At 35.5% G+C, this 19,359-nt stretch carries 22 protein-coding genes; 18 read left to right on the forward strand and 4 right to left on the reverse strand.

Translation table 11 applies throughout. The features are described 5' to 3' along the window. The first annotated feature begins 6 nt into the window (after positions 1-6). The 14 genes from FJR48_RS07340 (at position 7) to FJR48_RS07405 (ending at position 15,214) form a co-directional block, all read left to right on the forward strand. A complete protein-coding gene (locus FJR48_RS07340; protein WP_152307500.1) occupies positions 7-366 on the forward strand; it encodes an NADH-quinone oxidoreductase subunit A in 360 nt (119 codons plus the stop codon). Then, positions 357-875, forward strand: a complete 519-nt coding sequence (locus FJR48_RS07345) for an NADH-quinone oxidoreductase subunit B (RefSeq protein ID WP_152307501.1) — start codon at positions 357-359, stop codon at positions 873-875. The genes FJR48_RS07340 and FJR48_RS07345 overlap by 10 nt, the downstream gene beginning before the upstream one ends. Continuing rightward, on the forward strand, positions 865-2,490 hold the full coding sequence (locus tag FJR48_RS07350; RefSeq protein ID WP_152307502.1) for an NADH-quinone oxidoreductase subunit D: 1,626 nt from the start codon (positions 865-867) through the stop codon (positions 2,488-2,490). Before FJR48_RS07345 ends, FJR48_RS07350 begins: the two co-directional genes overlap by 11 nt. Continuing rightward, complete coding sequence (locus tag FJR48_RS07355; protein WP_152307503.1) at positions 2,487-2,924, forward strand: NADH-quinone oxidoreductase subunit NuoE family protein; 438 nt, start codon at positions 2,487-2,489, stop codon at positions 2,922-2,924. The genes FJR48_RS07350 and FJR48_RS07355 overlap by 4 nt, the downstream gene beginning before the upstream one ends. Further along, complete coding sequence (nuoF, locus tag FJR48_RS07360) at positions 2,921-4,168, forward strand: NADH-quinone oxidoreductase subunit NuoF (protein WP_152307504.1); 1,248 nt, start codon at positions 2,921-2,923, stop codon at positions 4,166-4,168. The genes FJR48_RS07355 and nuoF overlap by 4 nt, the downstream gene beginning before the upstream one ends. Beyond that, positions 4,165-5,526 (forward strand): NADH-quinone oxidoreductase subunit G, encoded by a 1,362-nt coding sequence (locus FJR48_RS07365; protein ID WP_152307505.1) that lies wholly within the window; start codon positions 4,165-4,167, stop codon positions 5,524-5,526. Before nuoF ends, FJR48_RS07365 begins: the two co-directional genes overlap by 4 nt. Beyond that, positions 5,523-6,815 (forward strand): complex I subunit 1/NuoH family protein, encoded by a 1,293-nt coding sequence (locus tag FJR48_RS07370; protein WP_152307506.1) that lies wholly within the window; start codon positions 5,523-5,525, stop codon positions 6,813-6,815. Before FJR48_RS07365 ends, FJR48_RS07370 begins: the two co-directional genes overlap by 4 nt. Further along, a complete protein-coding gene (locus tag FJR48_RS07375) occupies positions 6,812-7,336 on the forward strand; it encodes a NuoI/complex I 23 kDa subunit family protein (RefSeq protein ID WP_152307507.1) in 525 nt (174 codons plus the stop codon). The genes FJR48_RS07370 and FJR48_RS07375 overlap by 4 nt, the downstream gene beginning before the upstream one ends. Further along, on the forward strand, positions 7,323-7,814 hold the full coding sequence (locus FJR48_RS07380; RefSeq protein WP_152307508.1) for an NADH-quinone oxidoreductase subunit J family protein: 492 nt from the start codon (positions 7,323-7,325) through the stop codon (positions 7,812-7,814). The genes FJR48_RS07375 and FJR48_RS07380 overlap by 14 nt, the downstream gene beginning before the upstream one ends. Beyond that, entirely contained in the window at positions 7,811-8,122 is a 312-nt protein-coding gene (nuoK, locus tag FJR48_RS07385; protein ID WP_152307509.1) for an NADH-quinone oxidoreductase subunit NuoK, read from the forward strand. Before FJR48_RS07380 ends, nuoK begins: the two co-directional genes overlap by 4 nt. Further along, entirely contained in the window at positions 8,122-9,966 is a 1,845-nt protein-coding gene (gene nuoL / locus FJR48_RS07390; RefSeq protein ID WP_152307510.1) for an NADH-quinone oxidoreductase subunit L, read from the forward strand. The genes nuoK and nuoL overlap by 1 nt, the downstream gene beginning before the upstream one ends. Position 9,967: 1 nt before the next feature. After that, positions 9,968-11,452 carry a complex I subunit 4 family protein gene (locus FJR48_RS07395; RefSeq protein ID WP_152307511.1) on the forward strand — a complete coding sequence of 495 codons (1,485 nt, stop codon included), beginning with the start codon at positions 9,968-9,970 and terminating at the stop codon, positions 11,450-11,452. Beyond that, positions 11,452-12,939 (forward strand): NADH-quinone oxidoreductase subunit N, encoded by a 1,488-nt coding sequence (locus tag FJR48_RS07400; protein ID WP_152307513.1) that lies wholly within the window; start codon positions 11,452-11,454, stop codon positions 12,937-12,939. Before FJR48_RS07395 ends, FJR48_RS07400 begins: the two co-directional genes overlap by 1 nt. A 376-nt stretch (positions 12,940-13,315) precedes the next feature. Further along, on the forward strand, positions 13,316-15,214 hold the full coding sequence (locus FJR48_RS07405; protein WP_241856031.1) for a methyl-accepting chemotaxis protein: 1,899 nt from the start codon (positions 13,316-13,318) through the stop codon (positions 15,212-15,214). A 4-nt stretch (positions 15,215-15,218) separates the two neighbouring features. Here FJR48_RS07405 and FJR48_RS07410 read toward each other — a convergent pair whose 3' ends face one another. Further along, on the reverse strand, positions 15,219-15,587 hold the full coding sequence (locus FJR48_RS07410; RefSeq protein WP_152307516.1) for a hypothetical protein: 369 nt from the start codon (positions 15,585-15,587) through the stop codon (positions 15,219-15,221). A 63-nt stretch (positions 15,588-15,650) separates the two neighbouring features. Here FJR48_RS07410 and FJR48_RS07415 point away from each other — a divergent pair, with 63 nt between their 5' ends. Continuing rightward, complete coding sequence (locus FJR48_RS07415; RefSeq protein ID WP_152307517.1) at positions 15,651-16,046, forward strand: rhodanese-like domain-containing protein; 396 nt, start codon at positions 15,651-15,653, stop codon at positions 16,044-16,046. A gap of 119 nt (positions 16,047-16,165) precedes the next feature. On the opposite strand, the gene FJR48_RS07420 is transcribed toward FJR48_RS07415, so the two are convergent. Beyond that, positions 16,166-16,573 (reverse strand): hypothetical protein, encoded by a 408-nt coding sequence (locus tag FJR48_RS07420; protein ID WP_152307519.1) that lies wholly within the window; start codon positions 16,571-16,573, stop codon positions 16,166-16,168. Positions 16,574-16,641: 68 nt separating this feature from the next. Here FJR48_RS07420 and FJR48_RS07425 point away from each other — a divergent pair, with 68 nt between their 5' ends. Then, entirely contained in the window at positions 16,642-17,343 is a 702-nt protein-coding gene (locus FJR48_RS07425) for a DUF445 domain-containing protein (RefSeq protein ID WP_241856032.1), read from the forward strand. An 88-nt stretch (positions 17,344-17,431) separates the two neighbouring features. Beyond that, entirely contained in the window at positions 17,432-17,797 is a 366-nt protein-coding gene (locus FJR48_RS07430; RefSeq protein ID WP_152307521.1) for a nitrous oxide-stimulated promoter family protein, read from the forward strand. On the opposite strand, the gene FJR48_RS07435 is transcribed toward FJR48_RS07430, so the two are convergent. Continuing rightward, complete coding sequence (locus FJR48_RS07435) at positions 17,798-18,004, reverse strand: RNA-binding S4 domain-containing protein (RefSeq protein ID WP_241856033.1); 207 nt, start codon at positions 18,002-18,004, stop codon at positions 17,798-17,800. A 97-nt stretch (positions 18,005-18,101) separates the two neighbouring features. Between FJR48_RS07435 and FJR48_RS07440 the strand changes: the two genes are divergently transcribed. Beyond that, complete coding sequence (locus FJR48_RS07440; RefSeq protein ID WP_152307522.1) at positions 18,102-18,629, forward strand: putative metalloprotease CJM1_0395 family protein; 528 nt, start codon at positions 18,102-18,104, stop codon at positions 18,627-18,629. Here the strand turns inward: FJR48_RS07440 and FJR48_RS07445 are convergent. Then, complete coding sequence (locus FJR48_RS07445) at positions 18,626-19,174, reverse strand: hypothetical protein (RefSeq protein ID WP_152307523.1); 549 nt, start codon at positions 19,172-19,174, stop codon at positions 18,626-18,628. The two genes, FJR48_RS07440 and FJR48_RS07445, sit on opposite strands and share 4 nt — an antisense overlap. Positions 19,175-19,359: the final 185 nt, after the last annotated feature.

The following is a 19,359-nucleotide window of genomic DNA, read 5'->3' on the forward strand; positions in this document are numbered from 1 at the left end:
ATACAAATGCAAAGCAATCTTGTTTTATCTTCTTTAATGGTAGCTGTCTTGGTAATTTTACTTCCACTTTTGTTTCATCTTACCAAATACTTGGGGACTCATAGTGACAATAAACGTAAAAACGAGCCTTTTGAAGGTGGAATAAGAGCTACCCATAAAGATGCAAATGATAGATTTAACGTAAAATTCTTTTTAGTAGGAATTATCTTTTTAATATTTGATGTTGAAGTATTGTTTATGTTTCCATGGGCATTAAACCTAAGAGAGCTTGGAATGTTTGGAGTTATAGAGATGTTTGTCTTTATAGGTCTGCTAATAGGCGGGCTCGTGTATGTTTATAAATCTAAGGTGCTCAAATGGATTTAAGTAATACTCATCTACTCGATGATGCAATAGTTACTACAAAGATAGATGCTGTAGTTAACTGGGGACGTGAAGCTTCTTTATGGCCTTTTGTGTTTGGAACTGCCTGTTGTGCCATAGAGTTTATGGCAACGGCTGCAAGCCGTTACGATATAAGCCGTTTTGGGGCTGAAGTTCTGCGTTTTTCTCCACGTCATGCTGACCTGCTTGTGGTAGCGGGTACGGTTAGCCATAAACAAGCACCCATACTAAAACAAATATATGATCAGATGCCCGAACCAAAATGGGTAGTAGCCATGGGTGCTTGTGCATCTACGGGCGGATTTTACGACAACTACACCACCCTTCAAGGTATAGATGAGATAGTACCTGTGGATGTATATATAGCAGGCTGCCCTCCACGTCCCGAAGCTCTTATAGATGCAGTACTTGACATACAAAGAAAACTAAAACGTGAAGAGAGTTTTAGTGTAAAACATACTGATTACAAAGGTAAACTAGATGACGTTTGAGATAGTAGAAGCAGATAATCTATACAATACTATCTTAGATGCCAGAGATAACAAGGGTTTTACTCTTTTACTAGACATTACTGCAGTTGATAATCTCACAAGAAAATCAAAAGCACCCACAAGATTTGAGCTGATATATATACTAAGACACTCTGAGTTTAAAGACGTTAAATATTTTAAAGTTTATGTAAAAGATGAAACAATCGGTGTTAAAAGTATAAGTGATTTATTTAAGTCGGCTTCATGGGCTGAGCGTGAAGTGTATGACCAATACGGCATAAACTTCTCTACTCATCCACTACTAAAACGTATTCTAAACCATGAAGAGTTTGTAGGGCATCCGCTAAGAAAAGATTACGACATAAGAGATGCCCACTACTGCACAAAAGCACAAGACTTGATGGACGAGTTAAAACCCGTACTGGATGCAAAAAACCTTGATATGGATGAGGATGATTTGATGGTGGTAAATATCGGACCATCACACCCTGCAACTCACGGGACTATAAGAAGTTTGGCGGCACTTGACGGAGAGAAAATAGTAGCAGGTGTAAGTGAGATAGGATATTTGCACCGCGGTTTTGAGAAAAGTTGCGAGAACCATACATATAACCAAATCATCCCTTACACGGACAGACTAAACTACTGTTCAGCCCTTATGAACAACATAGCTTTTTCAAAAACGGTCGAGGATATGTTAGGCGTAACTCTGCCTGAGCGTGGAGTATTTATACGTGTAATACTCTCAGAACTCTCACGTGCAATAGATCATCTTGTATGTTTGGCAGCGGGTCTTTTAGATATGGGCGGACAAACTAACTACTGGTACTTTTTTAATCCTCGTAACGATGCATATGACTTTTTATCCAAGCTGACAGGTGCGAGACTTACCAACTCCTTTATGCGCATCGGCGGTATGACACATGATTTGTATGATGGCTGGCAGGATGATCTCGAAGATGTACTTAAAAAGATTGACTACGGCATAAGCGAGTCAAGAAAGATGATAGAGCATAACCGCATCTTTAACGACAGACTGCAAGATATCTCACCCGTAAGTGCACAAGATGCAATAAGCTACGGATGGAGCGGACCAAATTTACGAGCTAGCGGAGTAGCTTATGATCTGCGTTTTGCAAAACCTTATGATTTTTACGACAGTTTTGATTTTGATATGGTAGTGGGAAGTGTCGGAGACACATATGATAGGATGATGGTGCGTATAGAGGAGATAAACCAGTCTATGCGCATAATCCGCCAAGCCGTTAAAGAGCTTCCTGAGGGTGATATATGTGTAAACGACAGAAGTATAATTCTTCCGCCAAAGAGTTGTGTATATGGCTCGATTGAGGGGATGATGAATCAGTTTATGCTCACAATTGAGGGTGTAAAAGTGCCTGCGGGTGAGTATTATGGAGCTTATGAAGCTGCAAACGGCGAACTTGGTTTTTATGTAGTGAGTGATGGCAGCGGAACGCCCTATAAAGTAAAAGTAAGACCGCCTAGCTTTTATCATATGGCATCATACCCTGAGATTATCCAAGATTATCAGGTTGCAGATGCCATACTCACACTTGGTAGTTTAAATATTATAGCGGGAGAAATGGATAGATGAGTTTTACCTTTAGCGATGAAAATTTAAAACAAATAGAAGAATTAAAAAAACGCTATCCTTCTGTCGAAGCACTTAATCTTCCCCTGCTTTGGATGGCACAATATCAAGATGGGTTTATATCACTAGATGCTATAGATGAAATATCAAAAATAACTACGATTCCACCTATGGAAGTTTACAGGGTTGCAACATTTTATACAATGTTTAAACTTGAAAAACCAAAGAAACTTTTAGTATCTGTTTGTAAAACCTTATCTTGCAAACTTTGTGGAAGTGATGAGATTTTAGAGCATCTAAAAACCAAAGATGTAGAGATAGAACACGTAGAGTGTCTTGGTTCTTGCGGTACATCTCCAGTGATGCAAATAGAAGATATATACTACGAAGAACTGACACCGACAAAAGTCGATGAGATTTTAAAGGAGTTATCATGAGAGATGCAAGACTTGTTTCTAAGCGTTTTGATATAAAAGACTCTTTTAAAATAGAGGTTGCAAAAGCAAACGGCATCTATACAGATGCACTAAAACGTGCTTATAAGTTAGAGCCTTTGGAGATAATAGATATTATAAAACAAAGCGGACTCAGAGGAAAAGGCGGAGGCGGTGCACCTGCGGGTGACAAATGGCTTTTGATGCCACAAGATAGCGACAAGCCTAGCTTTTTAGCTATTAATTGTGATGAGAGTGAACCCGGAACTTTTAAAGACAGACAAATAATCTCAAAAGACCCGCATCTGTTGATAGAGGGCATCTTAATAACCTGTAGAGCCATAAAAGCAAAACATGCCTACATCTATATTCGCGGAGAGTACAAGCAGTTTCAAGATATACTCCAAGCTGCTATTGATGAAGCATATGAAGACGGACTTTTAAAAGAGTGTGACATTACTATCCACAGGGGTGCTGGTGCATATATATGCGGTGAAAAGTCTGCACTTTTGGAATCTATGGAAGGTAAACGAGGACATCCTAGACTAAAACCAAAGCAAAAAGAGTGTGAGTGGTATTTTGGCAACCCTACCCTTGTAAACAATGTAGAAACCATTGCATCCGTGCCGTATATAATAGAACACGGTGCAGAAGCATATCGCAAATTTGGAACCCAAAAGTCTCCGGGTACTATGCTTTTTGCAATGAGCGGTCATGTAAAAAACCGCGGAGTGTATGAGGCTGAGTTTGGAATCTCTATGTGGGATTATATACAACATTTCGGCGGCGGTATAAAAAATGACAAAAAACTAAAAGCGGTAATTCCAGGAGGTGCATCAACCGATGTATTAACCGCGGGTGAGGTTTTAAATGCAAAACTTGATTATGAATCGATGCGTGAGATGGGAAGTTCATTAGGTACGGGCGGAATGATTGTTATGGATGAAGATACAAATATGGTTGAAGCCCTTAAAAATCTTTTGGAGTTTTACCATGAAGAATCTTGCGGACAATGCACACCTTGTCGTGAAGGTACGGGCTGGAGTGAAAAGCTCGTAGCAAAAATATTAGATGGAAAGGCAAATAGCGAAGATATCGATAAGCTTCTTGAGATTTCAGATACGATGAACGGCAAGACCATATGTGTATTTGCTCCTGCTGTAAGTTGTGTGATAAATTCATTTATAAAAAAGTTTCGAAATGAGTTTGAAGCTTATAACAATAATTCAACCGAGGATATAAAATGAGCCAAGTAAAAATCACGGTTGATAATAAAACATATGAAGTACAAGAAGGCTCGCTTCTTATAGATTTGCTTATAAAAGAGGAGATAAAAGTCCCCTATTTTTGTTACCATGAATCACTTGGGGCTGATGGGAACTGTCGTATGTGTATGGTTGAGATAGAGGGGCAAAAAAGACCTCAAATTGCCTGCGATACACCTGTAAAAGATGGAATGGTAGTTCACTCTCAGGGTGAAAAACTGCCGATTCAAAAGATTCGTAAAGATATACTAGAGCTTGAACTTATAAACCACCCTGTTGACTGCCCTGTTTGTGATCAGGCGGGTGAGTGTTCTTTACAAGAGTTTTATATGGACTATGGACTTCACGAATCACATATGCACGGACTTGAAAAGGTACTTTTACGCAAACATATTGATTTAGGTTCAAACGTAATGCTTGATCAAGAGCGTTGTGTACTTTGTGCAAGATGTACCCGTTTTACCGCTCAAGTTACACACACCCACGAACTCGGTATCGTTGGACGCGGAGACCAAGCTCATATAACAACAATGCCTGGACGAAAACTGGATAATCCATATGCCATGAATGTAGTTGATTTGTGTCCAGTCGGAGCACTTACAAATAAAGACTTTAGATTTAAACAGCGTGTTTGGTTTTTACAGTCAAGCGAGTCTGTTTGTACCAATTGTGCCAAAAACTGCAGCATCTACCTAGACCATAACAAACTAAAATATGAAGATGAGCAGATATACCGTTTTCGACCTAGAAGAAATGAAGAGGTAAACGGCTTTTTTATGTGTGATGAGGGTAGATTATCATACAAAGATCTGCTTCAAAACAGAGAAAAATTTTCAGCTTACAAAGATGAAAAAGAGATTATAAACGATGCACTAAAAAATGCTGAAAATATAGCGATTTTAGTTGGGGCTTCGCTTTTTAACGAAGAGATAGAACTTATTCAAGAATTTGCTCAAAGAGTTGATGCAAATCTTTACTCTCCGCAGGATATCTACATAAATGAAGATTTTGAAGATGATATGCTTCGCTCAAAATACAAGACGGCAAATATAAAAACTATACAAAACCTAAATATAAAAGATGAGATGCCAAAAGATGTTGACTTACTTATAAACTTTAACCACCCATCTGTTATAGATGCAGATGCAAAAAAAATTATAAGTTTTCAAACCCATACAAATGAGCTTGATGCATTACTGACTATCCCGATAGCTTTATATGTTGAAAACAGCGGAAGTTTTACAAATATAGACGGTGTAACACAATATATAGCAAAAGCCCTCTCTCCGAATAATCCTGCCCCTACACTAAAAGAGTGGTTTAGGAGCTTAGAGTTATGAGTATGGCATCTATAATTGTAGCTATTATAGCTTTTGTTCTCGGTGCGCTTTTGGCACTTTTAACCATCCCTGTTTTAGTTTGGTTAGAACGAAGGACTGCAGGTCTTGTGCAAGATAGACTCGGACCAAACCGCACAAATATATTTGGTTTTCGTTTAGGCGGTGTAATTCAGAGTTTTGCGGATGTTGTAAAACTGCTGATTAAAGAGGAGTATTATCCAAGTCATATAAAGATGGGAAAATGGCTTTTTATGTTAGCACCTATCATAACTTTCAGTGCTGCACTACTCGCTTTTATGGTTATACCTTTTGCTGACACCCTTGTTATAGACGGTGAGGCTTTAAGGATGCAGCCGATTCCGGTTGAGTTTGGGGTATTTTGGTATTTGGCTATCGGTGCAGTTGGGGTTATAGGTGTAATATTTGGCGGCTGGCTATCACACAATAAGTATTCACTCTTAGGAGCTATGCGTGCTGCATCTATGGTAGTAAGTTATGAGCTTCCGCTTGGACTTGCGATAATCTCTTTTATAATCACTTATAACAGTGTTGATTTTAATGCTATGGTCGAGTTTCAAAGCGATACTTTTTTTATCTTTTTACCTGCATGGGGGATTTTGATTCAGCCTTTGGCATCTGTCATACTTATAGTAGCCCTTTTTGCAGAGACCAACCGTAACCCTTTTACTGTAGCTGAGGGTGAGAGTGAGATAGTAGCAGGATTTATGACCGAATATTCGGCTATGAAATTTGCAATGTATTTTATGGGTGAGTATGTAGCTATGAACACGGCAAGTGCCGTAATTATAACTATGGTGTTCGGCGGTTACCAACTTCCATATGTATCAACACAGATGCTGCTTGAAAATTTTAACTATTTTGCATATACACTTATGATAGTTGTACCTGTTTTTGTTTGGTGGATGATAAGGTTTATGAGAAGAAACAACCGTGTAAGACCAAGTGTAAGTACCGATAGCGGAAGAGCTTACGAAACTAAAGTTATAAGTATATTTTTAGTAGCAATGGCTGTTATAGTAGATGTTATACTGCTTTATTTGGCACTTTCTCCAAATGCTTTAGCTACACAGATAGCAGTTACCCTGCTTCAAATTATGGTATTTGTAATTAAGCTTATGGCATTTAATATGTTTTTTATCCTTATCCGTTGGACACTTCCTAGATTTAGATACGATCAGGTTCAAACACTCGGATGGTATTATCTTTTACCGCTTTCACTGTTTAACCTTTTTATCACGGCTATAGTAGTTGTAGGAGTTAACTCATGAGTAAAAATATTATAACTACTCCAAGATACGGCAAGAGCTTTAAAGACAAACTATATCTTCCTGCGATTTATGAAGGATGTAAAGTTACCTTTAAACACTTCTTTACAAACTTAAATGATTCAAATGCAGTTGATACTTTGGAATACCCAGAGGAACAGCCTCGCGATATAACAGAGCGATACCGAGGCTTACATCGCCTGACCCATCGTTCAGACGACACCATAGCATGTGTAGCTTGTTTTATGTGTGCTACGGCTTGTCCGGCTGATTGTATATTTATAGAAGCTACAGAGCGTGAGGACGGTAAGGATGAAAAGATGCCTAAAAAGTTTTCAATAGATACATTAGAGTGCATCTTCTGTGGTTATTGTGTCGAGGCCTGTCCTTGCGATGCTATACGTATGGATACGGGAATCTTTTCTTTAACAGGTGTAAAAAGAGAAGATTTTGTACTGGATAAAGAGCGACTTTTGAGTCACAAAGGTGCATTTGGAGAGGAGAAGAGTTGTGCTAGAAATTAGTTTATTTTCAATTCTAAGCCTTTTTATGTTGGGCGGTTCTATTGCCATTATTACAAATAAACAAAGTGTATTTAGCATTTTTGGATTTTTGATAGTTATGATTGGTTTTGGAGGAATGTTTGCACTACTTGACAATAGATTTTTGGCACTGGCACAAATCATGGTCTCTGTAGGTGCGGTTGTCGTTTTAAGTATGTTAAGTGTTTTAACAATTAATGCAAAAAACAAAAACCTTCCAAACGAGCCCGATAAATACAAGTGGATAACTCTAAGTTCGATTATAGTTTTGCCCTTTACATACTTAATATACAAAACACTATCAAGCATAGCAAAAGATTTTACGCAGAACTCTTTTAACTCAAAAGATATAGGACAAGAGCTTTTTAACTCATGGGTACTTCCTTTTGAAGTTGTATCTATACTGCTTTTAACCGCAATGATAGGTGCTATAGTGATTGCAAAAAAGGAGAACTCATGAATCCCAATATGTTTTTCCTTTTAGCATCCGTGCTGTTTTCTATTGGTCTGGTGGGTATTGTAAGCAGAAGAAATCTTTTTGTAGTATATCTCTCAATTGAGCTGATGCTAAGCTCCATTAATCTTATACTCGCTACACTCTCAAAACTCTCGAACGACCCAAGCGGGAGTGTTATGGCACTTATTATGATAGCTGTTATTGCAGCTGAAGCTGCTCTGTTTTTAGCTATCATAATCCACCTCAACAGACTAAGACGCTCGGTTGACAGCGATGACTTTAAAGATCTCGCTCAAAGAGGAGTTAAATAATGCTAAGTTTTATTGTTATTATTCCTTTTTTATCGGCATTTATTTTAGCTTTAATATATCTATCTAAGCCTTCAAAACAAAGAGAGATGCTGTATAGTTTTATCGGTGTGGGTTCAATCTTTGTTGTAAGTGTGCTTTCATTGCTAAGTTTATATCGGGTAATCTCTAGCGGTGAGAGTATAAATACCACGCTGTTTAACTGGATAAGTATAGATGGGTTTATCATCCCTTTAGCTTTTAGCGCAGATGCACTATCTGCGATTATGATTGGTTTTATAAGTTCTATAGGACTTTTAATCCATATATATGCAAGCGGATATATGCGTGGCGATGCAGGCTTTGGAAAGTTCTTTGCATACTTTAACCTTTTTATGGGAAGTATGCTTTTACTTGTACTTGCAAACACTCCTATAATCATGTTTATAGGTTGGGAGTTAGTCGGGCTTAGTTCATATCTGCTTATTGGATACTACCACACAGATGGTGCAAATATAAAAGCTGCAAACAAAGCTTTTATACTAAACCGTGTAGGTGATTTTGGCTTTATTATGGGTATCCTTTTACTGTTTTTAGCAGCTGGAACAAACGGGTTTACATTTTTAGATATAAAATCTAATATTTCAATGGTAGATTATAATTTACTGGCAATTATCGGTGTCTTGTTATTTGTCGGGGCTATGGGTAAATCTGCACAGATTCCTCTATATGTCTGGCTACCGGATGCTATGGCAGGCCCTACTCCCGTTTCAGCTTTAATACATGCCGCTACAATGGTAACTGCGGGTGTATATATGGTGGCAAGGTTTAGTTTTATATATGAGCTTATCCCTAATATCGGTGAGTTTATAGCATCTATCGGAGTGGTTTCAGCACTTTTTGCAGCTATCATAGCTTCATATCAAAGCGATATAAAAAAGATACTTGCTTACTCGACTATGAGTCAGCTTGGGTATATGTTTATAGCAGTAGGGCTTGGGTTTTACGATGAAGGTATTTTTCACGTATTTACACACGCATTTTTTAAAGCTCTTTTGTTTATGGGTGCAGGAGCTGTTATAATTGCTATGCATCATGAACAAAATATCTTTAAAATGGGCGGACTGAAAAAGGATTTAAAACTTGTATATATTACTATGTTTATAGCGACTTTAGCTATAAGCGGTATTCCGCCTTTTGCAGGTTTTTTCTCTAAAGATGCGATATTAGTCTCGGCTTTCGCATCAGGATATACGGGCATCTGGATTTTGGCATCTTTGACTGCCGCGTTAACGTCGTACTATATGTTCAGGCTTTTATTTGTCGTGTTTCATTCAAAAGAAAATACCACTACTTTAAAACCTCTAAGTTCTTCAATGACTATACCTTTAGTTATTTTAGCACTTGGAGCTACATTTGCGGGCTTTATACAAAACAGCTTCTCCGAGTTTTTAAATATTACAAATATCACTACAGACTTGGAACACTCTCATGAGATAATGTTGGAACTTTTAAATGTCGTACTAGCCATTGTTGGTATGGCCGCAGCTTACAAACTCTACGCTCTAGATGCAAAAGAGACTAAAGCAAACACTATGCTTAAAAAGTTAGTTATAAACAAGTTTTACATAGATGAAATTTATGAATTTTTTATTTTAAAATCTATACTAAAACTAAGCAAAATCAGCACAAACATACTAGAGCCAAAGGGATTTGACGGTTTTATCAGATTAAACGTATGGCTTTACCGATCAAGCGGATTTATATTTTCTAAACTACAAAACGGATTGGTCAGATACTATGCCCTTTATATGCTTCTGGGTATATCTGCGATTTGTCTATATCTTATTATAAAGCTGGGGGTGTAATATGGAAAATATACTTACATATATAATTTTTACACCTGTAATTGCAGCTATAATTCTCGGTGCTATCAGAGCCGATATCAGAAGTCTAAAAATCGGAGCTATACTCTCATCCGTAATCGTGTTTTTTTTAACACTATATCTATCTATTAATTTTAATCCAAATGAGATGATGCAATTTAGCAGGACACTACCTTGGATCAGTTCAGCAGGTTTTTCATACCATGTAGGTTTAGATGCACTGAGTTTTGTACTTCTTTCAATAGTAACACTTCTGATGCCGCCTTTGTATATATACATGCACACAGAATCAAGAAAAGGTTACTGGTACAACATGATGCTACTCCAAACAGGTGTCAGCGGTGCTATTTTATCACTCGATCTGATTTTGTTTTATCTATTTTGGGAGACCATGCTTTTACCAATATTTATTATGATTGGAAAGTACGGAAACAGTATGCATCAGTATAATGCAATGAAAATACTGCTTATGACGATTTTAGGCTCGATGAGTATGCTTTTTTCCATTCTTTATCTAGGTCATATATATTTTGAAACTTTCGGTGTTTGGAGTTTTAACCTAAACGACTTATCTGAACTTTCTCTAAGTGTCACTACTACCTCTTGGCTGGCTGCGGGTTTTTTACTCGCTTTTGCTATAAAAATACCACTGCTTGGCTTTCATACCTGGATGGCTCCTGCATATGCATCAAGCCCTACGCCTGCCGTTATAATACTATCAGCCATTATGGCAAAACTTGGAGCTTACGGTATTTGGCGTTTTGGCTATTCGCTTTTTGAAGAGGTACTTATATATTACAAACCTTATATAATCTTCATTGCAATTATCGGTATGATATATTATGCTATAAAGGCAGTCACCGAAGACAATCTAAGAAGAATGTTTGCATATGCATCTGGGAGTCACTTATCACTTATAGCACTTGGGGTAATACTCTCAAACTCTTATGCATGGAGCGGTAGTTTATATTTTATTGCTACACACGCACTTGCATCTGCAGGTATATTTTTAATGATTGGACTTACTTACAAAAGGTTTAAAACCATAAACATCTCAGACCTTGGAGGTATAGCCCAGAGACTTCCAAGATTTACCTTTTTCTTTGCATTTTTTGCCCTTAGCATTGCGGGACTTCCGGGTACGGGCGGATTTGTAGCGGAACTGCTTATAATACTCGGGGCATTTAAACATCATTTCACAATAGGCATCTTAAGTGCAACAAGTGTACTGCTTGCAATGCTTTATATCTTTTGGATGCTACAACGCACACTCTTTGGCAGTGTAAATATTTATATAAAAGATACGGCTGCAGATGATTTAAACTCTAAAGAGTTGTTGATGCTGACTCCGCTTGTAATAATGTTACTGCTAACGGGTATAGCACCTTCACTTTTTACGCCGTATATCGAGCCGTATATTTTACAATCTTTAGACGGTATAACTCCACTACTAACGGGGATAAAATAATGAGAGATTTACTTTACGCATCACCTATGGCAGTAATGATTATAGGGGCATTTGTACTTATGATTATAAGTAGGGATAATCTATCATTAAACAGATACAACATAATAAGTGTAGCCTTTTTATCTCTATCGCTAATTTTACAGATTTATACTTTTGATAAAGGAAATTCTACATATCTGTTTGAGTCTGCCTTTGGAAAGACTTTTATTATAGATAAGTTTGCAAAACTTTTTGATTTGATGTTTACTATAGGTTCTATTTTAACCCTTTTAATAAATACAGATTACTTTAAAAGACAAAACTACTTTAACGGAGAATATTTTGCAATAATCCTCTTTAGCGTATTTGGAATGATGATGCTCTCTCACTCAAATGAACTTGTAAGCTCTTTTATAGCTTTAGAGATTGCTACACTTAGCATCTATACACTTGTTGGATATCATAAATTTAAAAAAGCATCTTCTGAAGCTATGATGAAGTATATTATACTAGGCTCACTTGCAGGTGCACTCTTTATGTTGGGTGTAGCTCTGATATACGGGGCTGTAGGTTCAACTTTGTTTAGCGATATAACTATCTATATTAAAAACACAAATATTGATGAGATGAACTTGCTTCTAGTCGGTGCTACACTTATGATGATAACTATAATGTTTAAAATAGGTGCTGTACCTTTTAACTCATGGGTTATAGATGTTTATCAAGGTGCACCCTCGCCTATTACGATGTTTATGGCATCTACGTTTAAGATTTCCGTTTTTGCTTTGGCATTAAGACTCTACTTGGTAAGCTTTTCACCAATCAACGAATTTTGGATAGAGATACTTCAAGCAGTAACTATAGCTACACTTATAGGCGGTTCACTCCTTGCCATAAGCCAACAACGCATTAAAAGGATGCTCGCAGCTTCATCCATAGTACATACGGGATATATGCTTATAGCCCTCTCATCCATAGGTCTAGGTGCCCAGATGGCGGCATCATCTTTAATGTTTTATCTGATAGCTTATTTCATCAGTTCGGTGGGTGCATTTGGTATTATCAGTTTTTTATCCTCTCAGGAGCAATTTGATTTGACATACAATGATTTTAAAGGTTTTGCAGAAAGACGTCCTTATATGGCTCTTTTAATGAGTATATTTATGCTCTCGCTTGCAGGATTTCCTTCAACCATAGGATTTTTAGGCAAGTTTAACATTTTTACAAGTTCTATAGAATCAGGACAGATTTTCATAACCGCACTTGGTATAACTACGGCTTTTATCTCGGTATATTATTATTTTAAACTAATTGCCGTAATGTATTTTTACTCAACCGATCCAAGACAAAATAAACTCCCTATAGATGTAAGTACCGTTTTGATTTTTCTAATGGCAGGTTTTGTAATCTGGGGTGGCATCGGTACTAATCTTATATTAAATATTCCCGGAGCCGATAGTTTTATAAACATAGCTCAAGATGCAATTAGCTCATTAAAGAATAAGTAAGAGAGTATAAATAGTTTCATAACTAATGAAAATAGAAAGTATGAGATATGAGGCAAAAATCCAAAGGAGCTACTGGTAGCTTCAAGGGTTTTTAACGAAATAGATTATATATTATATTTTCACCCTAAGGGCAACATTTAAAATATTCATTTTCTTCGTTGAACTTCACTTAACGATACTAGTATCGCAAAGCAAAGTTCGCCTTAAATCTAAACTTTTTAAATGTTGTTAGATATGAAGTTATTTATGCTCTCTTACTTAAGTAACAAATGTGAGAAATTTATCACATTTGTTACATTATTTGCCTTGAAAATATAAGTATATATGATATACTCGTATAACAACTTTGCTTCAGGATAAAAAAATGGGAAAAAATATGAGTATAAAATCTAAGATGAATTACTTTATCATCTCCATAACAGCGGCAATCTTATTATCTACCGCTTTTGTTTTTTGGTCGATGAGTTTGATAAATTCACAATACACATACCTACATAAAAACGCAATGCTAGGTGCACTAAATACTCTGAGCATAGAAAAAAATCTAAACTATATAAGTAGGACTTCAAGAGACATCCTTTTAGGCGGGGACTATGAGAAAGATATTGAAAAACTTACAAAAACGGTTGCATCTATAGAAAACAGTTTTAACGAACTTGAAAATATAATGAAAAACGATACCTCATTAACCATGATACAAGAAGCAAAGAACTCGACAATGTTGTTTTTAAACCAATCTATGAAAATGATGAAGTCATTAAATCAAGATGATATTAAAAACAATAAAGATATGCTTTACCACAAATACAAAACAGAGCTTACACCATATGCAAATAAATCAAGAACTTCATTTAAAAAACTTGTAAAATACAAGCAAGAAGAGTTGGCAAAACATTCAAACAACTTAGCAAAAGAGTTAAGTTGGTTTAAATTCTCAACACTGATTTTCGGCTTAATTTTTGCGGTTATAATATTATTTACGGCAACCGTAATAAGAAACTATGTCGTTAAAGGTATTGAAAATTTTTCACAACTAATCTCGCGCGCTGCGGATGGAAATATATCTTTTAAAATCAACAACGTAAATAAAGATGACAAAACAGAGCTTGGTCGTATGGGATATGCACTTAAAACTCTAATGGAGCAAATATCTACAACTATACATGAGATAAACGACTCTATAGTAAAAGCTTCAAAAGGAGATTTTTCAACTAAAATATCTTCAAACGGTTTACGCGGAGAGTTCATACATGCCATAGATAACGTATCTAAAAGTATAGACTTTATGCAAAACCAACACAACAAAAGCAGACGTGACGAGTTCAACTCTAAACTTAGTCAAAGTTCAACTCAAGTTTCGGAATCTCTAACCGTTATCCAAAAAGATTTAGCAACAAATATTGATGATTTAAAAACCGTTACGGTGGCTACTAAATCAGCTTCAAAACTTGCCGATGATTCAAGAACAAACATTGAAGTGATTGTTGAAGAACTTAATACATTAAATGAGCAGGTAAGTACAAACAACCACTCTATTTCCGAACTTGCTACTCAAACTCAAAATATTACCTCTGTTATAGAGCTTATTACCGATATTGCAGACCAGACGAACCTGCTTGCATTAAATGCAGCTATAGAGGCTGCCCGTGCAGGTGAGCACGGACGCGGCTTTGCCGTAGTTGCAGATGAAGTAAGAAAACTGGCTGAACGTACACATAAAGCTACGGGTGAGATATCTATAAGTATAAAATCACTTCAACAAGGTATGAGTGAGATTCAAGTAAGTTCAGAATCTATGCGTGATACCGTTGAGGGTTCAACTCAAAAAATAGGTGAATTTGAAAATACCCTTGTAGAACTTAGTGAAAACTCTTCTACAATAGTTGATAATTCTTACCAGATGGAAAACTCAATTTTCGTGGTACTTGCTAAGATTGAACATATTTTATATAAATACCGTGCATACAGCTCAATTATGAACTTAAAACAAGTCCTTCCATCTTCTAGTACAGATGAATGTGAACTCGGTAAATGGTATAACAATGAAGGTAAAAGAAGATTTGAAAAAACATCTTCATACCCGAAAATGTCTTCTCCACACGCTACCGTTCACAAAAATGCAAACAATAATCTTAAGTTTATTGATGATAATGCAAATGAAACTACACTTAAAAATGCAGATGAGATTATTTCTAATTTTGAGAGTATGGAAATTGCAAGTGAGGAACTGTTTAAACTTCTAGATCAGATACTAATAGAAGCAAAGGGTAACTAAGAGACTATTCCCAGTCACTAAACTTACTCTTTTGATGTTTGTCTTTTTTATAACGTCTAGCATTTTTGCTTTTGTCAAGAAGATTGGAGCTGTGTAAAATTTCATCTTTTATATTTTCTATATCTTCTTCACTCTCTTTATAAGTTATCATTTTTTTAACCAGTTTTTGTAAGTCCTGAAGCTCACCCTTGTAGATATCTACTTCTTCTACTCTGTTTAAGAGTTTTAAGGCGTTATCTATCTTTTTTATATAACTTTCTTTACTTAAATTAGGGGTATTTGAAAAATAAGAAACGATACTTTTATGAAATCTCTCAAGTGCTCTTATATATCTTAATCTATTAGCATTTTCTATTGCTTTTTTTGAAGCCATTTATTATTTTATTCCTTAAAAATATTCTGATACAATTATACAAAAAAAATAAGGAAAACGATTTTGAAAAAGATTATAACTCTTTTATTTGTACTAAGCATATCTATTTTTGCAGAACTAAAAAATGAATATCCTACACAAAAACTTATAGATTCCAAAATCCCGATAATAGATATAAGGACACCACCTGAGTGGGTTGAAACAGGGCTAGTTAAAGGTGCTATACCTATTATGTTTTTTGATGAAAGAGCAAGATATGATATACCTAAATTTTTAAATACTCTAAATAAAAAGATAGATACGACAAAACCTTTTGCTTTGATTTGCAGAACCGGAAGCAGAACAAAAATATTATCAGAGTTTTTATCGTCTGAACTAAACTATAAGGTAATAAACCTGCTTGGCGGTATGGTATATATTAAGGCTAAAGGTTTACCTATAGAGGCATATAAAAAATGACATTTTTAAAATTTTCTTTTCATCTACTCGTAAGGATAGCACTGGTTTTTAGTGCTATAGGTCTTAGCGTATTTTTGTTATGGGGATTTTTATACGTACTGTTTTATAAAGTCTTAGGATTAGAGTAAAGACTTTATAACATTACTTACACCCTGATGCAAATTATAGTTTGCTATAGGAAAATCAAGATTTTCGTTTTCAAGGTTTACATTATATCTATGTAAATATTCTGCCAAAATATTTAAATCAACACCCTCTACTTTGAAAAAAAGTGATTTTAAACTTACAAAATCACTCCATGATAAAAACAGTTCGGGAGTAAGTTCATCAACATCTTTACCCTCAGGCGTAAAAAGTCTGTCCTCATCACGAAGAACTACGAGTACACTTAAAACCGCTCTTGAAAACGGAACGACTTTATCAACCCAAAACGGAGACTCATTTCTTGTTTTTAGTTCTGCATCTATAGCGTTTAATATCTCATCCATAGATGCAGACTTAAATAGTTCATAGCTTGTCTGTTTCATTTGTATATCTTCCTTTTGCGTATGGTATCTTTTTTTGTATAATTCTGCTTTTAAATTAGGAGATATTTTTGAAAAGTTTTATAACAAATTTTATAGCAGCCTTATTCGTAGCCATATCTTTACTTATAGATGCAGATATAGCAAAGTATTTTTTATATGCAGGTCTTTTTGCTCTCTCGGGTGCTCTTACAAATCAGCTGGCTATACATATGCTTTTTGAAAAAGTGCCTATGCTTTACGGTTCAGGTGTAATACCAAACAGATTTGAATCTTTTAAAGCATCTATAAAAACACTTATGATGAATCAATTTTTTACAAAAGAACAACTACAAAACTTCTTTGCAAAAGAGGAAAAAAAGATTGACTTAACTCCGATAATAGAAAAAACAGACTTTTCTCCTGCATACGATGCCCTTACGAAAACGGTTATGGAATCATCATTTGGCGGTATGCTCGGTATGTTCGGAGGTGAAAAAGCACTCGAAGGATTAAAAGAACCCTTTACCGAGAAATTAAAAAGTGCAGTGCTTAAAATAACTTCATCCGAGAGTTTCGATAAGACTTTGCAAGAGCATCTAAAAGACTCATCGTTAAGTGATGATCTAATTACTTCTGTAGAGGGAATTATAGATGAGAGATTAAATGAGCTGACACCGCAGATTGTAAAAGAGATTGTACAAGACTTAATCAAAAAACATCTTGACTGGCTTGTAGTATGGGGTGGTGTTTTTGGTGGAGTGATTGGATTAGCGAGTTCTCTGATTTTGTAAAAAACATTTGCACAGGTCAAGATTTTTGTTATTTTTTTTAGATACACTTTGGTTATGAATGAAAATTTTAAAGTAAAAGTGTACTAAAATGACAGAAGAAAAATTTATACATGATTCACAAACTGTTCTTAAATTTATTCAATGTTATTGTGATAATGAACATTTTAAGACTGAGAAAAATACTAGTTTCATAAGACTTAATTACAAGTCACGCGACCTTAAAGAGGAAATACATTACGAGTTATGTCCAAAATGTGAAGAGACGTTAAAATACTCGTACCTTAAACTTCAAGAGTGCCCGCACGATGAAAAACCAAGCTGTAGAAAGTGCCCTCAACCTTGTTATGATAAACCACAATGGAAACTGTTGGCAAAAATCATGAGATACAGCGGAATGAGATTTGGAGTTTTAAGAATAAGAAAATTTTTCAGTGGATTTAAAAAAAGCGCCTAATTATATAACTTCTATAATTACATCTGCTATTTGCAATGTGTCGCCACTCTCTATTTTGGCTCTTTTTCTTGTTTCAACCTCACCGTTTCTTATAACATTCCCTTCGGATATAATCAATTTTGCCTGCCCACCGCTGTCAACCAAATCTAAAATTTTTATCAATTTATAAAGTTCTATATACTCTTCTTTTAATTCATAAGTAATCATAAATAAATTCCTAAATTATTAATTTTGAAATAATAGCAAAAATATTAAAAATATTCTTAAAGTTACATTTAAAATACTCAGATGTATAATATTTATTATGCAAATATCTCAAGGTACGTTCGATTATTCGACATATGATTATTACCAAAATCAAAAAGAGCAAAATACAGAAGATAAATCTAGTGATTCAAAAAAAGCTCAAAATGAAAACGAATTAAGTGCCGATGAGAAACAAGTTGTTTACGAACTTCAAGCAAGAGATACAGAAGTAAGAGCTCACGAAGCGGCACATCAGGCTGCAGGCGGTGGTATGACAGGCGGAGCAAGCTATTCATATCAACGTGGACCCGATGGAAAAATGTATGCCATAGGCGGAGAAGTATCTATTTCAATGCCAGGTGGTTCAACACCACAAGAAGTTATAGCAAATGCCCAACAAGTTATAGCCGCAGCACTTGCACCTGCAAACCCAAGTGCACAAGATATGTCTGTGGCATCCGGAGCAAGGGCTATGATGGTTGAAGCCCAACAGGAAAAAGCAAAAGAAACTTACGAAGAACAAACTCAGACAAATGAAGATAAAGAGGAAAAAGATTCTTCTATAAAGTTAGATATTTCTGCTTAAACACTCTCATCTATTATCGAAAAACCTAAATCTGTCATAGCTTTATCAACCATTTCCGTAGCAGCTTTCATAGTTTTTTGAGAAATTTCAGGTAACTCACCGCCCCACATTTGCTCAGCTTGTTTAAAACCTTCAAGCATACCCTCACGTCCTGCACGTAAAAGTTTTTCATCTCCGTTAGCACCGTTAATAACAAAGTTTGCTATACGTTCAGATGTCTGTTTAATCCCAAAAAAACCGTCTTCACTTACAAGTTCGGCTGCCTCATCCTGAGATAGTTCGGCTATTGGTTTTCCACTATAGCCTATCTCACTCAAAAAGTTTTGAAACTCTTCATAATCTGATAAAAAATCGTCTTTTGTTTGAAAAATAACGACTTGTATATTTGTAGAGTTAAAAGTAAAAGCATTAGAATTTTGAACAATCTGTTCTTTTATCTCTTTGACCTCATCTTTTGTAAGTTTTTGTGTATAAAGCGGTTTTATTGGATTTGATTTTTTAGTATTTGCTAACGAGTTAGCATTTAAATTAGATGAAATATTCATTACTCAATCCTCCTTGATGTGTAGAAACTCCTCTACTTTAAATACAATATCGTCATTTTTCACAAATTTATATAAAATTTTTAATTTAATTGTTAAATTTCTTAAAAGTTTAGCTATACTTTCCTACAAGATGATAGATAGAAATAGAGTTAGTCTATTTTTTAGATTGATTCGTATTTTTATTT

Origin of the sequence: Sulfurimonas lithotrophica, assembly GCF_009258225.1 — a bacterium.
In the GTDB taxonomy this organism is placed as follows: domain Bacteria; phylum Campylobacterota; class Campylobacteria; order Campylobacterales; family Sulfurimonadaceae; genus Sulfurimonas; species Sulfurimonas lithotrophica.

What these genes read in the sequence shown, in the direction of transcription:
- FJR48_RS07395 (WP_152307511.1), top strand. Translation starts at nt 9,968, where the DNA reads ATGGAAAATATACTTACATATATAATTTTTACACCTGTAATTGCAGCT.
- FJR48_RS07370 (WP_152307506.1), top strand. Translation starts at nt 5,523, where the DNA reads ATGAGTATGGCATCTATAATTGTAGCTATTATAGCTTTTGTTCTCGGT.
- FJR48_RS07405 (WP_241856031.1), top strand. Translation starts at nt 13,316, where the DNA reads ATGAGTATAAAATCTAAGATGAATTACTTTATCATCTCCATAACAGCG.
- FJR48_RS07410 (WP_152307516.1), bottom strand. Translation starts at nt 15,587, where the DNA reads ATGGCTTCAAAAAAAGCAATAGAAAATGCTAATAGATTAAGATATATA.
- FJR48_RS07445 (WP_152307523.1), bottom strand. Translation starts at nt 19,174, where the DNA reads ATGAATATTTCATCTAATTTAAATGCTAACTCGTTAGCAAATACTAAA.
- FJR48_RS07340 (WP_152307500.1), top strand. Translation starts at nt 7, where the DNA reads ATGCAAAGCAATCTTGTTTTATCTTCTTTAATGGTAGCTGTCTTGGTA.
- FJR48_RS07375 (WP_152307507.1), top strand. Translation starts at nt 6,812, where the DNA reads ATGAGTAAAAATATTATAACTACTCCAAGATACGGCAAGAGCTTTAAA.
- FJR48_RS07350 (WP_152307502.1), top strand. Translation starts at nt 865, where the DNA reads ATGACGTTTGAGATAGTAGAAGCAGATAATCTATACAATACTATCTTA.
- FJR48_RS07345 (WP_152307501.1), top strand. Translation starts at nt 357, where the DNA reads ATGGATTTAAGTAATACTCATCTACTCGATGATGCAATAGTTACTACA.
- FJR48_RS07400 (WP_152307513.1), top strand. Translation starts at nt 11,452, where the DNA reads ATGAGAGATTTACTTTACGCATCACCTATGGCAGTAATGATTATAGGG.
- FJR48_RS07420 (WP_152307519.1), bottom strand. Translation starts at nt 16,573, where the DNA reads ATGAAACAGACAAGCTATGAACTATTTAAGTCTGCATCTATGGATGAG.
- FJR48_RS07355 (WP_152307503.1), top strand. Translation starts at nt 2,487, where the DNA reads ATGAGTTTTACCTTTAGCGATGAAAATTTAAAACAAATAGAAGAATTA.
- FJR48_RS07430 (WP_152307521.1), top strand. Translation starts at nt 17,432, where the DNA reads ATGACAGAAGAAAAATTTATACATGATTCACAAACTGTTCTTAAATTT.
- FJR48_RS07435 (WP_241856033.1), bottom strand. Translation starts at nt 18,004, where the DNA reads ATGATTACTTATGAATTAAAAGAAGAGTATATAGAACTTTATAAATTG.
- nuoK (WP_152307509.1), top strand. Translation starts at nt 7,811, where the DNA reads ATGAATCCCAATATGTTTTTCCTTTTAGCATCCGTGCTGTTTTCTATT.
- nuoL (WP_152307510.1), top strand. Translation starts at nt 8,122, where the DNA reads ATGCTAAGTTTTATTGTTATTATTCCTTTTTTATCGGCATTTATTTTA.
- nuoF (WP_152307504.1), top strand. Translation starts at nt 2,921, where the DNA reads ATGAGAGATGCAAGACTTGTTTCTAAGCGTTTTGATATAAAAGACTCT.
- FJR48_RS07365 (WP_152307505.1), top strand. Translation starts at nt 4,165, where the DNA reads ATGAGCCAAGTAAAAATCACGGTTGATAATAAAACATATGAAGTACAA.
- FJR48_RS07440 (WP_152307522.1), top strand. Translation starts at nt 18,102, where the DNA reads ATGCAAATATCTCAAGGTACGTTCGATTATTCGACATATGATTATTAC.